General features: G+C 67.4%; 1 protein-coding gene. It reads right to left on the bottom strand.

Going from position 1 to position 17,173, the window contains the following annotated elements; all coding sequences use genetic code 11:
* Positions 1–16,667, bottom strand: a 16,667-nt coding sequence (locus ACFOSH_RS42715; RefSeq protein WP_378247303.1) for a hypothetical protein, incomplete at its 3' end; no start/stop codon positions are given.
* Between the last annotated feature and the right edge of the window lie 506 nt (positions 16,668–17,173).

Below are 17,173 nucleotides of genomic sequence, written 5' to 3'. Positions count from 1 at the left end.
GGATACCCCACAGCAACACCAAGCCGCTCCTGCAAACCGACCGCCAACCGATCCAGAGCACCATCACCGGTCTCACACGCGAACAACCGGACCGGTTCACCACCCCACCCCGAACCCCGCACCGCCCGCTCGATCACCTCCAGATCACGAACACCGTGATCCAGCAACACCACCCCATGCACACCGGCTTCCTTTAGCAGCAACGCCGCCGCATCCCTCAACTCCGAACCCACACCACCGATGATCACCCCCACAGGCGCCACCATCACGTCATCGTGAACAGACGGCACACCACCCAACACCCCCTCCCCCCGCGGCCACATCACCTCACCCACCAACGCGTGTGAAAGAGCGTCAGCAGAAACCGGCCCCCGCTCATCGCCGTCGTACCGATACAGCTCCCAAGCGACCAGGTCGACCGCGGCCCGGTACCGCGATCGGTGGGCGCGGTCGACCCAAGACAGCGCCTCGACGAACGCCCGGGGGGCCTGGTGCCGGCGATTCACGATTTCCCGTGCCCGCGCGAACACCGGATCCGACTGCTCGAGCCCGGCCAGCCCGGCCCGTGCTCGCGCCAGCTCTTCCGCCCGGCGTGGCAGCGGATTCGCCGGATCGGTGAAGACCTCGGGTCCGAACAGCCCGACGGCCGGCCGTTGGCCCGACACTCGAAGCTGCACCGTGCCCACCGATCGGTCTCCCGACGGTGCGATCGCGGACACCTTCATCCGCGACAAGAGCTCCTTGGCGGAGATACCCGCCGCACCCGGTGGATAGGCGCTCAGCCGGTTCCGCACCACGGACTTCACCAGCGACCACACCCGGCCGGGAGCGGCTGACCCTGGTGGCACGACAACACCGCCCTGCAAAGAAGGCTCGTGCCCCGGCCGCGCGGCCACCGCGGCGTCGACAAAACCCTCCACCATCAACTCGACATCCCGGCGCTGGGAACCGTTCAACCGGCCCGAACCGTCCAGGTGCCCGCTCCACGTCGCGCGAGCGCGTCCGGCGACTGGTTCGGCAAGCGTGACCGCATCGCTTTCGCTGTCCGAGAAGAAGGTCCGGCCGACAGCGTCGGAGTCGGAATCGCCGATGCCGTTCACGCGCGTGCCCTTGCCCGCGGCCGAATCCTCGGCCGAGTCGTCCAGCCGCGCTCCGACGGCTTCCGCCGCCGTCACGCCAGGGGTCTCCACCTCGTCGGCCAGCTCCTGCGCCAGGCCCCTGAGCATGCCCGCGGCGTCGGCCAGGCTCTCTCCCGAGAGGTGGTGATTCACACGTTCCGCGGTCATGATGGTGTGCAAGATCCCGTGCAGTTCCACGGCTTCCGGCCCGTGGGCCGCCAGCTCCGGGAAATACTCCGACAACACTTGCCGCGCTTCGCCGGCGAAGCCGCCGACGACCTTCCCTGTCACCTGTGCCGTCTCAAGCAGCGCTCGCGCCCAGTCCGACTTCCGCCGCACCCAGTCCGGCAAAGACTTCCTCGGCTCTCCGTCGACGGGCTCCGACTCGCGGCCGGCCGAGGCGTCCTTGCCGGCAAGGCCTGCCGCCAAAGAGCCCCCCTGCTCGCGCAATCCCGCGTTGAGCTCCGCCAGCTCGCTTTCCAAAACCCCCTTGGCACTCAGCCACGCCGCTCGGGCCACATCGGCGGCGCGGACCGCCTCGGTCAGGCCGGCGCGCGCCTGGGCGTGCTCTTCGGCGGCCGCGTCGAGCTTTTCCTCTTCCGCGGCCAGCCTCGCGGCCAGGTTCCTGCTTCGTTCTCGCGCTTCGTCACGCGGGCCGGCCTCAACCGCTTGAAGCGCGGTGACACTCGCGGTCACCCGCGCCCGCTGCGCGGCGACCTGCGGATCGAGCTGGGTGTCACCCGGCACACCGGCCGCCTCCCGAAGCCGATGCGTGACCTCCTGAAGGTCGAACCACTTCTGATCGGCTTCACCCTGCTTCCGGTGAAGGATCGTCTCCTTGGCCCGCCACAACGCGGCCGCCCTCGAAACGCTGTCCTGGGCTTGCGCCGCCTTGTCCGGAAGCGGCGCGCCCAACATCTTGGCCAGGTCGGCGTTGATCACGCGGGGCAAGGCCGAGGAGGGAAGCTGGACGACCACCGCACTGGTGACACCGTCGACGTCGGCCACGATCAGATGCTCGGTGTCGACCTTGGTCAATCCACTCCGGCCGGTGTCCTGCAGGGTGACCGAGCGCAGACCCGTGGTGGCACCGGCGACCTGGTGGATCGCCGCCGCCGCATGGGTTTGGGCGCCGCCGGGAATGTGCAGGTTGCCGTCCCCGTCATGGATGCCACCGTCACCACCGATCAGTTGCCCCCCGGCGGCACCGGAACGCCCCGTGTCGGAGGTGAAGCTTTCCAGTGACTGCGCGGACTGATCGAAACGGAAATTGTCGCTCAAGCCGGTGATCCGGGCCCCGGACAGCCGGGAATAGATCTTGACCTTCGCTTCCTGGCCACCGGCGAGCGACATGCTGTACAGCTCCGGCAACGGCAGCGAAGCCGCGGACGTCTTCGCCAGATTGGCGCGGATGACCGCGTTGGTCACCGACAGGGCGAGCGTGTTCATCGCGCCTGTTTCGCTGTTGGTCAGCCCCGCCTTCGCACCGGCGCCCTTGATCGCTTGGACGACGCCTTCCCGGATGTCCGCGGCTCCGCGAAAACCCTCCACGCGCGCATCCGCGGGAAGTTTCAAACCCTCGCTCTGCCATTCCTTCACGCTGGCGTCGGTATGCCGTCCGAGCGGGATCGTCGAACTCTCGTGTACCTGGCCCTTCCCGCCGCCGACCTTCTGATCATCGGCGTTGGCCCGGATCGTGATCCGGCCGGTGAGCCCGCTCGACGCGATCTCGCGGCCTCCCTTCTCGACCTTCAAATCCCACCTCAGCCGGACCCGGTACCGGGCGCTGGGGCCGGACCCCACGGTCGCGCGGGTCGTGGCGAGCCCCGAGCCGGCGACCCGACGGTCGGCACGCTCATGTGTGCCGCCCACCCCCGCCGAGCCGCCCATCGCGCCGCCGCCGTTGGGAGCACCGGTGGAGAACAAGGACCGCCAGCCGGGACGGACCCACCCGCTCCTCGATTTCGATCGCTCTTCGAGAGCCTTGGTCGGGGCCGAGTTGCTGATCACATTCTCGATCAGGGCGCCGTCGTTCTCGTAATCGTCGAACTCGACGGTTTCCACGGTGGCTTCGAGGAGCACGTTGTAATCGTCCGACCACAGCACTCCCGGCTTGTGGATGCGCAAGGGCAAGCCACCGTCCAGCGCGTTGTCGAGCAACGAAGTCGCGGTCGTGCCGTCGATCAGAGCACCCAGCCGCTCGGCGTTGCCCATCGCGTCGTCCAGCACGGACTTCGGGATCAGGTCCCGGTCCTTGCCACTGAGATCGGCGCGCAGGGCGGGCAGCAGGTGGGTAAGGTCAAGCGAGCCCTCGACAACGTAAGCGCCGAGCGAACCCGAGGAGCCGAGCGCCAGTTCCGGCGTGCCGAGCTTCGGCGCCGTCTCCCGTGGTTCAGCAGGGGGAAGCAGCCCTTGTGCTCTCGCCTGCCGCTCGCTCATCCAGAGGAAGAGTGAACCCGGCATGAACTTGTCGGCTCCGGCGGTGGAGACCACACCGTCCTTGATTACTTTCTGCCGACTTTCGGCAACCATCCGCGTGCGGACGTCGTAACGGACGAGCACCCGGCGGCTGTGCGCCGACGCCTTGTCCTTGCGGTCGACCATGACGGTCTGCTCACGCGACCCGCCTCGTCTGCGACCCCAGAACTTGGCCGAGGCACCCAGCGCGAATCGTCCCCCCACCTCCGACGCCGAAGTCGCGTCAGGTGCGAAGAAGTTCACATTCGCGCCTGCCCCCAACGCCTTCACCCGATAGGACTCCGACGTCGCCTTGGTCCCGCCACTGAAGGTCACCTTGTCGCGACCGGTGTCGGCAACCTTCACCACCAGTGGCTCGGTCAACTCCATCCGCATGCCAAGGGCACCGATTCGTTTCGAGGTACGACGCCCGTAGCTGAGGCCGTTACGCCGGAACACCGGTGTCGACGAGGACTTGAGCAGTGACCACAGCGTTTCGGGGGCGAACCACTGATGCACGAGCTGGTGGCCGTCGCTTCCCGGGAGCACCAGCACCTCGTCGTCGTTCGTGGCGCGGTTGGCCAGGTCGACGGCGAGTTCACCCAGTTCTCCGGCGTGGGCGAAAGCCTCCACGTAGAGGAATTCCGGCATGGCGGTGGCCGTCGAGGACAGCTCGTCGATAGCAGGCGTCTGCCCGGAACCGAGGTGAACGACACTCGATCGCCCAGGGGCGAACCTCGACGGATCGGTCTTGTGGACCACGGAATCGCTTACCCACAGCTCGGTCTGCCCGGTCACCGGAGACAGGGGTACCTCGGCGCCGGGCTGGGACCCCGCTATGGCGCGCACGTCCGGTGTCGACCGGAAGGGCGATCCGGGGGTCAGCCGCCGCACCCAGCCGCGAGGACGCCGATGGCTGACGATCTCGATGTCGAACGTGATGCCGTGGCTGAACACCTGGGAGTGCTCGGTGCCGACCTGTTCGATGGTCAAGGCGCTACGGGCCGCCCCCGTGTTCTTCCACGACCTGCCGTCGGCAAAACTGACCGGCATCGCCGCGAAGTTGACGACACCACCGATGTCCGTCCCATCGCTGAAACCGAACCTCCCGCGTGCCTCCGGCCCGCCGCCCCAGCCCCGATTCACGCTCGCGCCGCCGGCGACGGCAGTACCCGCTGTCTGGACCCCGACCACCGCGCGCCCGTCCACCTGCCCGAGGTGACGACCGCCGTCGAGCGTGCCCTTGACCCGCACACTGATGAACTCGTTGTAGAAGAAGCCGCGCCGTTTGAGTTGGGTGAAGACACCCGGTCCGAGCAGGCTGTCCAACCGGTTCATCAAAGAGGTTACCGAGTACTTCGACGCCAGCTTCCGCTGATTCGAGAGGCGTTCCTCCATCACGTCGCCGGAGCCGCGGGTCGTCTTCGCCTCCGGGCTGCTCCATTCGGGCAGCAGATCCCTCAGGCCCGAAGCACGTCGCAACGCCTCTTCGATGCGGGGCAGGACGTCCGCGGCTCCCCGCGTGACGCCGGCGCGGACGTGCCCACCGGCCGCCGCGGCCGCCAGGTAAGGAGGTTCGAAGCGCGGCCCCACGTCGATGAAACGCTTCTCGTAGCCCGGGGGAACCGGCAGGTCTTCGGCCGCCGCCTCATGGAGGTCCAACCGGACGTACTTCGTGACGGGCTCCTTCACCCATTCGCCGTGCGAGGTCTGCACCGCGAGCTCCCCCGTCACGCGAAAGCGGCCGACGTCACCGTGGACGTACATGCTGGTCCCCGTGGTGGCCGACCGCCCTGCGACGGCGGAGTCGGAAATGCTCGCGCCGACGTTTCCGGTCGCCCCGCCGTACCCCATCGCGACGCCGGGCACTCCCCCGCCACCGCCGACGCCGACGAAGGCATCCGGCCCGGCCTTCGACGTGAACGTGACCGATTCCTCGGTTGTCACCGTGTCCTGCGTACGGGATTCGGCATCGGCGGACACCACACCGATGAACTCCACATCGTGCGGCCGGAATTCCATCCGAGCGCCTTCACGGTAGGCGCCATGAGGGCTCACCAGGTCAGCGGAAGGCACGGCCTCGCCCGGCCACATCTTCCTGGAAAGCGAGCGAACGTTCGCGGAGGACACGAATTCTCGCAGGGCCGCCCGGCCGGGAGCCGCCAGGCCGGTCACCGACGGATGAACGTTGCGCTGGACCTTGTCGAACAGGGCCGACTCGTCGAGGTGTACCGCTTCGACCGCCAGGTACCCGATCCTCTTTTCCCAGCCGAGGGAAGGCTCTCCCCGCGAAACTCCGTCCGGCTCGGTGATCTTGCTGACCGAGTCCGGAAGGAGCAGGTTGACCTCGCCGGTGGTAGTGCCTCCGGTGACACCGCCGTCATCACCGGTGAGAGTGATGTAGTAGGTCACGGGTACCTTCGCGCTCAACGCTTCACTCTTGGGCAGCCAGATGGCCTGCGCGTTCGCGGACTCGTCGAAAGTGCGCACCCCGACCGGCCGGGCCAGCCGCGCTCCGAAACCGGCGATGAACGGGATGCCGGCGCTCAGCAGCGAGATCGTGGAAAGCCCGAGCCGATAAAAGGAATTGCCCGCACGGGACAGCGTGTGGCCGAGGACGTGCTGGTCCCGTACTTCGCGGACGGCCCTGAAGGGCTCCCGCTTGCCTCCGCCGGGCGTCGCGGCGTCGAGGTCCATCACAGCGACGACATGCGCCTCGAACCACTTCTTCCCGACCCGGACCGGGAAGCGCCGTCCGCCCTGCATTCGGCCGTTCGGTGTTTCAGCCGGATTCGGCCCCAGGAAGGTCTCGAACCTCGCGCGGTTCAGCCTCCCGACGATGGCGTTGACGCCCTCCGGCTTCTCGTCGCCGAACGGTGCCAGCATCTCGGTGATGCGTTCGCCGACCTTGTCGCGCCCCGGCACCTCTGTCACCACGACCAGGCCCAGTGCCTTGCCGTCGCGGGCGTATTCCGGCAAGGCCTCCCGGAACGACGGACCCGCCTTGTTCGTTCCCGGGGTCGACGGCGCACCGTTTCCCCGCCCGTGCCCGGGTTCCGATTCGTCTTCCTCGGGAATCGTGTCCAGCCGGCCGGATTGCCTCGTGTCCGGATGCGAAATCCCGGCCGCGGCGCCTTCCTCGCTTGTCCTGGCCCAGATCTCGATGACCGGATTCCCGGCGCCGGGGACGACCTCGGGTGCGTTCGTCAGGCCGAGCGCCGCGACTCCGGTCTCTCCGTGCCGCAGCGTGGCGCCGGAAAGCGACATCTGTGCCTGGTAGGCCGCCTCGTCAAGGGCAGGCACGACCAGCGTCTGGTAGATCGTCTCGGCTTCATCACCGAAGACGCGGGCCAGCACCTCGGCGCCCGGGTTGTCGAGGAGGAACTGGGCCACGTCGTGGGCTTGGTTTTGGAGTTCGGCACCCCCGTCCCGGTTTCCGGAAGACAGTTCAACGCGCAGGAGACGCTGTCCGCCGGCCAACGCCGGAGCGGTGATGGGTGCGTCTCTCCCGTCGACTTCTTCTGGCAGGGCGTAAAGGGAGTCCACATCGGACAAGGAGTCCAAAGTGGACACGGCCTCCTCCCAGATCGGGGGAAGACCGGCTTCGTCGGCGGCGTCCGCGGCCGGAAGCCGGCCGGCGTTCTCGTCGACCCAGATCTCGACGACCGTGTCCCCGGTGCCGGGGACGATCTCGGGCTCGGTCGCCAGGCCGAGTTCGTTCCGCCCGAGCCGCTGCGCCGGGGGAACGGACAGCTGCGCGAGGTTGACGAAGGAGTCCAGTTTCGGCATGACCACGGCGGTGAAATCGCCCGAGGCGGTCTCGGGATCGCCGATCACGCGATAGCGCACCTGGGGAGCACCGTCTTCGTCTCGCGCGGCAAGGAGGTCCCGTGCGAGCTGGGAAAGCGGCTTCCAGTGTTCGATCGGCACGGCCTGGGTGCCCGCCGGCAGCTCCATCCGGACCACCCGTCGCCCGCCGTGCAGGGCCGGATCCGCTTGGGCGGCACCGAGAGCGGTGTCGTACTCGTGCTTCGCCTTCCAGAACTTCGCCGCGGCGCGTCGTTCGAAGGCGGTCTCGCTGACGGCGCCCGTGGGGTTCTTGGCCGCCACCGCCCTGGCCTTCCCCCGGGCCGCGGTCCATTCCCGGTCGCGTGCGGCCAGCTCGAGGACGCTGTTCTTCAGTGCTACGGGCAGCCGGTGGTTCTGGTCCTTTCGGCGGACGTGGTAGCCCTTGTCGTAGTCGACGTCGGCCACCTGCGTCGAGCGGCGGGCGAACGGGCCGGTCGAGACGGGCTCGGCCACCAACCGGAACCGCGTGGGGTAGGACCAGGTGCTGGTGATGGGATCAGCCGCGGCAGGAGACCCGGGCTTCGCCGGCGCCTTGTCTCCCGACAGCTTGGCCCCTTCGTGCTCGTGGCCTTCGCCGACGGCGCCGTGGGTCTCGAACCCGAAGAACAAGGCACTCAGGGCGCCGAACGTCTGGCGGCCGTCCTCATAGGTCGTGTGCCCTGGAGCCTGCGGGACGCCCGCGCCCATGACGGGCAGCGTCACGGCCGCTTGGACGGTCTCAGTGCCACCGCTGAATTCCTCGGTCCGGGTGGAATCGGTTTGCCCGTTCACCGTGATCCGGCCACTGGCGTTCTCGAGTGCGCCGGGGCCGTCGAGCATGGCGTGCAACGTCAACTTCACGCCCAGCTCCGCGGGAATGATCAGTTCGGTGCCGGTGGCGTCGTCGGTTTCCGGCAGGACGGCTTCGGCGGGCAGCGTCGAGGCGCTGCCGGCTCCGAAATGCGACGGCGCCAAGGCGTTCAACTGGCTGGGAGTGAGCTGATCACGCAGCAGCGCCAACGTCCGGGAGCCCAGCTTGTTCCCTGTCGCGGCCTCCAGCACGGCCTGGGCGGCATCACGCAAGGCTTCGACCTGGCCGTCGAAATGAGTGATCCGGTAGTCCGCGGGGTCGGCCGGGAGTTTCGCGGCGCCGGCGGGTCGGCGCCAGTTGTCGAGAGCATCCTTGGTGGCCTCGGATGCCGGGCGCCGGGTGACCATGCCTTCATGAGGAAGATCGTCGCCAGTGCCCTGGTCTTCGACCGCGGACCGAGTACGTACCGTGCGTTCGGTGGATATATCGGCGATGCGCTCGCCGTGCCGTTCGAAGCGGATATCGAAATCCAGCTCGACGCTGCGCTCGGCCAAGGCTCCGCTGACCGTCTCGGACCGCATCGAATCCGCGGTGCGGCTGGTGGAGCGGCTTCTGAACTGGCTCAGCCACTCAAGGACGTGTCCGACGCCGTATCCGAGTCTGGCGGCGGGCGCACCATGCTCGCCGGGATCGCGCTGTGCTTCCTGTACGTCGGATTCCGATTGGAACATCCCGGCCGGGGCCGAGTCCGTCACCAGTTCGACGAAGTTCCGCTTCGCGGTGCGACCCGCCTCCGCCCACACCGACGCCACCGAGATCTTGGTGAGCTCGCCGTGCACGACACCGACGGGCTTCGGCTCGCTCTTCGGCTTGACATCGACGACGAGATGATAAGTCTCCCCGCTGAGCTTGTTCTCGAGCCGCAGGCCGGCGCTGGCGCCACCGTTGGCCAGATCGGCCATCGACGCCTGGAAGTTGGACAGGAACCGCACGATCGCACGGTGGTTGTCGTGTCCGGTGTCGGACGCCGCGCTGTTCAGCAGCTGATCGGTCTTCTCCTTGGAGAGCGCACTCTCCAGCCGTGCGTAAAGCCCGGTGGTGTTACCCGTCTCGTCCGGTTCGTCGGCCTCGTACAGCTGACCGGTGAGATCCACCGGCTCGCTGATCCCGGCAGCCCAGTTCGAGCCGCCGAGGCTCTGGCCCTCGGGGACTTCGCCGATGTGCCCGACAGACTGGGGCACCGCCGGAGCGGGACTCACGAGGCCGCGGCGAGCGTCTTCGGCAGCCTGCTGGATCCGCACCTCGTGCAGTTGCTCGTCGGTCAGCAGGACCCTCACCGACCGCGGCAGCTCGGACCGATGCGCGGCCGTCTTGGCGGGCCGGGTGCGGCGGAAGTGCCATCGGTCGAGAAGACCACGCCTGCCCGTTTCGACCGAAACAGTCGTCTCGAGCGTGGCCTCGACCACGTGGACGCGGCGCGGTTCGAGGGTCTGCGAAGTGTTCGTCGAAACCTGAGTCTTGCGGCTCAGGCGCTTGCTGATGCTGGTACGCCAGAGATTCAGCTCCGTGCGGGCCAGCCCCACACCCCGTATCACCGTTCCAGGCGAATGTGCCGCGCCTTCGCTGAGGGCGGAGATCGCGGGTTCGATCTCGTTCGTGAACCCCCAGCCGCGCTCGTTGTCGGACGAGGTCGAAGTCGAAGTTCCCGCATCCTGCTTCGGCTGCTGCCAGACGGTTTCCAGCACTTCGGGGTCACGAAGCCGGTAGGACACTCCCACCGCGCCGATCCGGGTCGCACTCCGTCGCTTCCACCGCAAGCCGTCGATCCGCGCCGGACGGTTGAACACCCGCGGGTCCGAGCGCATGGTCTCGGCCGAGATCGCCTGGTCGATCAGAGCGGAGTTCTCGCCGTCCCGGTACTTCCAGATCGGGTCGCCCGACGCGCGTTTGAGCTCCTTCCTGATTTGCTTGCGCACGTGGTCCAGCCCGCTCACCGAAAGCACCTGGACACCGTCGAGCGCACGCGAAGTGCCGGTTCGGAGATAGTCGGCCATGTTGAGCGGTTTTGACGGCAGCCGGGTTCCTCCGGTCACCGACACCGACCGCAAGGCATTCCGTTCCGTCTCGGTCAGCTCGAGTACGACGTCGGCGACGATCGTACGGGGCGCACGTCCGTCCGCGGCCGCCCGCGAGTCGATGATGGGCAGGCGGTGATCCTCGGGAACGTGCCTGCCCGGCTTGCCGACACTGAGTCCTCGGACGAGATCGTTGTACCGGGACCAGTACGAACCCGAGACCTTCAATTCGACTTTCGCCGCGTAGCGGTATTTCGGTTCCGGGACGACCGCACCGGACTCGTCCAGTTCCGAGCCCGCGGTACCGCCTGTGGCCAGCTCGGTGTCTCTCGCTCGTCCGGTGGTCTTGGTCCTGGTGAAAGTCATCGTGTGCGTGCTGGTCAGCAGGCCGGTGTTGGCTGCCAGCGCCGCGTAGATCCGGGCACGGACCCCGGCGGTGAGACTCCAGCCGCTGGTGGCGGTGTCCCCACCGCGCTCCGCGGCGCTCAACGTCACGATGCCCGTGCCGCCCTTGGCCGGCCCCAACGGCTCTCCCAGCGGGGTCAGCAATCGGGCATCGATCTGGAATCCCGTGTGGTAGTCATGTGCCCGGCCGGGCTCGGGTGCCAACTCGAGGAACTGTGGTGACTGGTCGAAGAGCAGGTCAGGCAATCGCCGAGCGAGGTTGTCCGCCGACACCGCCATGTCGATGGTGTCCCAGCGTCCGAGCTGGCGCTCCAGCTTGCCGGTCAAGCCCTTCTTGAGTTTCGGGTCGCTGAACGGGCTCGCGAGCCCCGCGTCACGCCACGCCCATCGATTGTGCCCGGGGATCGTCTTCGCCGAGTCGTGGAGGATCGTCTTGAGACGGTCGCTGGCATCGCTCAGTTTCAGCGGCGCTCCCGCAGTGCCGGTACCCGGGCCGGAAAGCCCCTTCTCCGAGCCGCCGGCGATTTCAGCGGGCAGAAGACCGGCTTGCCGCGCGTCGTCGAGTTGAGCCCACTGAGTTCCTTCCGCGGCGCCGGCAAAGGTGAGGGGTGCCCGGCCGGGCACGCGGACCTGCACGTCGTACACCGTGCGGTAGCGAACCACGCTGTCCTTGTAGGAGCGAACCACCGCAAGGCCCGACTCCTGGCCGTGTGTGGTCGTCTTGCTCTTGTTGTAGGCACCCCCGACGGCAGGCCCCCCGCCCGCGGTGACCATCCCGTAGTCGAAACCCGGTCCGCCCGCGAAAGAGGCGCTGACGTCGCGCCCCGCCGTGCTCGACGCGGTCTGCGAGCTGCTTTCGGTTTCGTGCTCGCGGAACTCGGCGTCCTCGATCGTCTCCAGATACGCGACCTTGCGGGCGACGGCCCGCATCTGCACCTTCCGCGATCGCGAAGAGACGAGGCGTTTGGCCGGATTCCCACCTCGGACCAGCGCGTGCGAGGTGACCCAGCCCGTCTCGGCATCGGCCTGCGGAGTCACCGCCATGTCCGACAATTTCGCGGTGATCGTGCTCGTGTCGAGGAACTCCCGCAGCACCTCAAGCGAGTCCTCGTCCAGTTTGCCGAGGCGGGCGAGGACCTGATCGAAGATCTTTCGCGTCATTCCCCGCTGCACCGTGACGGCTTCGGTGGCCGAGGGGGGCAGGACGTCGGGCAGCGGCAGGGGGCGGCCCTCTTCACTCAGGCCTTCCGGCACGCCGAACTCCGCCGTGACCGCCTCGAACAACGAGCTGTTGCCCGGGTGCCTGATGCTCAGCTGCGGATCGTCGCTCCTTCGATCCTCGGGCTCGACGACCACCGTCATCGACACCCTGGTCGACCGCGATCCTTGGTAGCCACTTTCGCCGTCGCCGGACCGCTCCGGCAACGAGACACTGACCTGCCTTGTCGCGCCGAGGTCGTGACCGTGATCGCGTTGGGTGGAAACGGCGGTCGGCAGCGAGAAGAACCCGGTGGCGAACAGGCCGGGCACCATCGGGGTGAAAAAGATCCAAGTGGTCTTCGGGTTCGTCGCCGTTCCGGTGCGCGTGCCGGTGCTCACGGAGCCTTCGCGAGTCATCGGTTTCGTCGTCCCCGGCCGGCCCGCTGTCTCCTGTTTAGGCCAATGGAGGTCGTCCACCCTGATCCGGACGGGCCTTCCGCCGAGGACGAACACGCGCCCCTCGCCGAAGAAGGAGCCGATGTCGGAGCCGAGCGCGTTCTCGAGATCGGCGACCTCTGTCGCCGTGGGCTCCTTCGGCGCGAACGATCGGGCCGACGCGATGACCTGGCCGATCTCTTCCGTCGGGCTCAGTTGTGTGGCGATTCCCATCGCCTTGTTTCGGCGGAAGTAGCTGGGGATCGCCCCGGCGGTGCCCGGCAGCGCACGAGTTTTCGTGACGGGCGCGGTCTCCGGAACCGTGGTCCCGCCGGTGTCGGTGTCGGGCGTCGGCTCCGTGGTCCTGGGGCCCGTGTCGGTGTCGTCGTCATCGGTATCCTCGTCGAAGCCGGGTGGGACGGCCGCTTGCTGCAGGGAGGCGAGCGAGGTACTGAGCTTCGGCGCGAGTTCTTCAGCCAGCGCATGGGCACCCTGTTCGGACAGGCCGTCGGCCAGGTATCCCGCGACGATGGCCCTGACCTGGTCATGCACCTCGACAGCGTCCGCTTGGTCAGGCGCCGGGTTCTCGCCGCGCACCGGCACGCGGTGATATCGCGACACGATATTCGAGGCACGGTCGGCAAAAGACCGGATGTCCGGTGCGGGCCCCTGCCCGGAACCGGCATCAAACCCGCGAGCGGCCTCAGCGAAGCTCCCGGCAAGTGTTTCTCTCGCGGAGCTGAGCCCGTCCAGCCAAGACCGCCAACGCTCCCGAACGTCCCCACCGGACAACACTTCCGTGCGCGAAGGACCAAAGCGCTGCTCGAAGTCCGCCTCACGAGGAGCACGAAACTCGTCCCACAACCGCTCGACAGCCCGATCCGGCAACACCACATCAGGATGCTTCGCCTCCCACAAGGCAAGCTGACCGGCGAAATCCTGCACAGCCACGTCGAGCGCGTTGGCAAGACTGTCGACATAGGACAGATCGGGCGTGGTGTTTCCGGCATGGGGCAGATCGAGAGAATCCTCGTTTTGACCAGGCGGGTGATATAAGGCCCCAGGCCGTGCCAGTGCGGTGGGCCGGTCTGCTTGCCCGTCCGGCGGCCTGGTCTCGGATTCCAGGAAGAGGTCACGGGTGCCCGGGTCCGCGGTGGCGTGCGGCGGGGCGTTGGGCTGGGCGGTGGAGATGTCGACGGTGGGATGTCCGGGGTTCGGTTGCGTGTCGGGGACGATGCGGCTCAGCTCGTCGACGGCCTCGGCGCGTGCCTCGAGGTCGCCGGCGACCTCCGCGTTCTCGTATTTCGTGATGGCCAGCTCCACATCGGGATGATGGCGTTTGCGCGCGAATTTCGGCTCGTCGAGCGAGCCGTAGAACTGGATCCCGCCGCCGCCGCCGCTACGCCCGGCCCGGCGCTCGACCTGTGTGTTGATATCGTCGAACACCGAACGCGAAGTGACCCGCACGAACAGATCCCCCGCGGCTTTGGCGGCTTTGGTCACGATGACGTCCACCCCGCGCCCACCCTTCAAGTTGATCACCACGACCATGCCCAGCTCCCCGGCACGCTTGGTGACCGCCTTGAACGCCTCGTCCGCGTGTACGCCCTGATTGAGGAACCATTTGGCGTTGATCGCCAAGTGCGGGGCCCCCAGCTCGGTCAGCCGCTCGGAAAGCTCCCGCACTTCTTTGTTCTTGGTGGCCACGACCCATTGCGGCTGCTGGGTGCCGATCTGCTCGTTCGGCTGGGCGCCGGCCTGCTGCGGGGTGTCGGCCTGCTGCTGCCGGGTGCGGGCATCCGGCGACTGCATGGCATTGATGTCGTCGGCCATCCGGTCCAGCTTCGCTTCCTTCGTCGGGAGGACCACATCCGCGAATCTCTTCAACCGCGGCTCGTAATAGGTCGGTGTGTCCACGATCACCGAAGACAAACCCTTCGACGCGAAGTGCTCCCCATGTCCGTTCGCCGTACCCGATGCCCCGACCTTCACCTTGATTTCAGGCTTGGCCAGCAGCTCTGCCACATCCAGCTCTTTACTCCCGGAGGAGTCTTCGCGGATCTCCAAGCCGAGCCTGTATTCCAGCGCCTGAGCCAGCCCGTTGTTCCACCGGCTCTCCGAGGAGGTCTTCGGATCGAGCATCGTATCGTGGGTGGTCGGGTTGATGATGACGAGTTTGCCGTTCTGCACCTCGAAGTCTTGCTCAACCTCATAATCCCACTTCGAGACCGCCCCCATGTTCACCAGCCTGACCTCGTCCACGGTCATCGGCCGCCCCAGCAGCAACTCCAGCTTCTCCTGCCCTGACGAGGTCAGACTCGACGGTTCGCCCTCGCGATCAGGTACCCGGCCGAAGTCCGCCTCCTCAAGCCAGCCACTGGCCAGGCTGTCGTCCACAAGTTTGACCCCCCACTCAACCTTCTTTTTGATCTCAAGCGACGCCCCCTTGCCCATCATCGTGCTGAGAATCCACTTCGCCTGCGAGTACCACGCCGCCTCATCCATCTCGTCGATGCCCATCCCCAGAGCACGGGGATCTCCCGGGCGTTCCTGCCCGGGCAGGAACCCCTGCTTCAGCACGTGGAATCCGGTTTGTTCCATCGTCCCCACATGGATCTGCGGCCGCCCATCCCGCGGCGCCGGCGACGGCTCGTCGGAGTTCACCCGGTGCACATCCACCCCGAACGACCCCAGCAAGTCGTTGTAGGTGCCGAAATCCTTGTCCGCCAGCACGTCGCGCGTAGTTTCCATCAACACCGCGTCCAGACCCCAGTCCCGGTCCACCGCCGCCAAGGCCGCGAACGCGAAGAACAGCCACGACTTCCCCTCACCCGCGTACATATTCACATTGTGCTTCTTGCGGAACACATGAACCGCCTCCAGCTGCGTCCACCGCAGGGAAATCCCTTCGCTGCGCCGGATCAGCTCGAATACCGCGGCGATCACATCGTCCCGCGAACCAGTTTGATACAGCCGCGCCAGCCGCTCACCACTGAGGTTGGTCAACCGCTGATCCTCCGGCAGATCCGGATGAGAGCGAGCAATGATGTCGTAGTATGTCTTCGCCGCGTCATAAGCCTTGTTCGCGCCGGCCAGCCATGCCTCGTAGGTCGGTGTGTCGGCTTCGTGCGTCCTCCAGCCCCCGGCATCATCCGGCACGAAGACCACCGGCTGCGGCAACCGCTGCCCCTCGGCATCCGTCACCTGCCGGTAGGCCACCACCTTCTTGTCGCCATGGCTGTCAGAGATCTGCTCGTTCTCCGGCTCCAGCTCGACCAACAGCGACCCGTCGGACGTGTACAACTTTTTCGCGTTATCGAGCTTGAGCGCCTTCACCTCCCCACGCTTGGTCCGCGGCGGTGACCACTCGCCGCGAAGATCACGGTCATAGCTGACGCCATCGGGCAACACCACAAACCGCAACTCACCCGAGAAATCAAACCCGGCCTTGGTGCCCTCCGGAAGATCGACCCGCCCGGCCCCCGGCCCACGATCCAGCACACCCTCGCCATCCGCGACATACCAACCATCCCCCGCCCGCGTCCACGTCGTACCCGCGGCCACGAACCGCCCCGGCCCAGACGCGACATCCGACGAAGCGCGGGTTTCCCCACCCGGACCGGCGTTGACCACAGCGGGGCGATCCGGCCCGGCATCGTCCACCACAGCCGCCGCGCGCTCAGGCGTGAGCCGGATCGTGTCGGCGATGGCATCAACATCCGCACCCGACAAACCCTGGTTCCGCCCCGAACCCGGCCGAGGCCCGTCACTCACCCCCGCGAACCGCAACACCTTGCCCACCGCGGCACCGGTATCCCCCAGCCGCCACACCAACTGCCCGGTCCGCTCCGCCCTGTCCACAACATGGACAGGCACCCGCCGAAACGGATCAGCCTCCCACCCCGGACGCGGCGGCCCATCCGGCGTCCCCGCATCGACAACAACATGTAACTGATCACCGTTCGGAAGCCGATACCGGCCATTGACCCGGCCATCCAACGCCGACTGCACCTGCTCCGCCCAACCACGACGAACACCCGCGTCAACAGCACCAGACAACGACACCAAATCAACCGGAACGGACACCTCGGTCACCCGGCGGACTTCATCACGCCGCACATCGAACCGGTTCTCGACGACCTGGCCACCGCCAGAAGCCCTGTTCTCGCCCGATACGAGCCGCTCGCCCTGATGCCGCGTCGGCGACACCACACCACGCACAGCGTTCCACTCCGCGACAGAAACAAAACCCGACGACGCCTCACCCGAATCACCATGATCCGAGCTGGTCAGCTCATCCGGCCGGTTCAACCCGAGCTGAGCGGCAACCACCACCACCGGGGCGTCCGCTGGTTCTCCTGGCTTCTGATGCGGTCTCGCCGGAGCACCATTGGCAGTCCTGTCGGGCCCGCGGCCCTCCCCCGCCCCGGCTGAATGATGCGGTTCAAGCTGAGCCGCTCCCCCTGCCCTGTCCCCACCAGGCCGCACCGCATCCGGGGCACGCAACGCAGACGACGTGTCCGAGAGAGAACGGGTCCGCTCAGGCGGCAGGTTCGGCTTCGGTGGCTCAACGTCTGCCGGTCGTGGACCAGCGTCGATCCGCGGCGACGAACCAGGTTGCGTCGGCGGTTTGGCCGGGGTCTCACCACCCGCCTGGGTATGCCCCGGCGACAACGCGGACGGCGGCTGCTGAACAGGCGGCGTAGCGGAGGTCGGACTCGACGGCGGAGTAACCGGCGGCGTCAACGGCGCACCGGGCGACGACTTGGACGGCACCAGCTCAGCAGGCGGCACAGCGGAAGACGGACCCAACGACGGACTACCCGGCGGAGTAACCGGCGGCG

The sequence above is a fragment of the Amycolatopsis speibonae genome (assembly GCF_042647925.1).
GTDB classification, from domain to species: Bacteria; Actinomycetota; Actinomycetes; order Mycobacteriales; family Pseudonocardiaceae; genus Amycolatopsis; species Amycolatopsis speibonae.
This window is presented reverse-complemented; position numbering and strand designations above follow the sequence as displayed.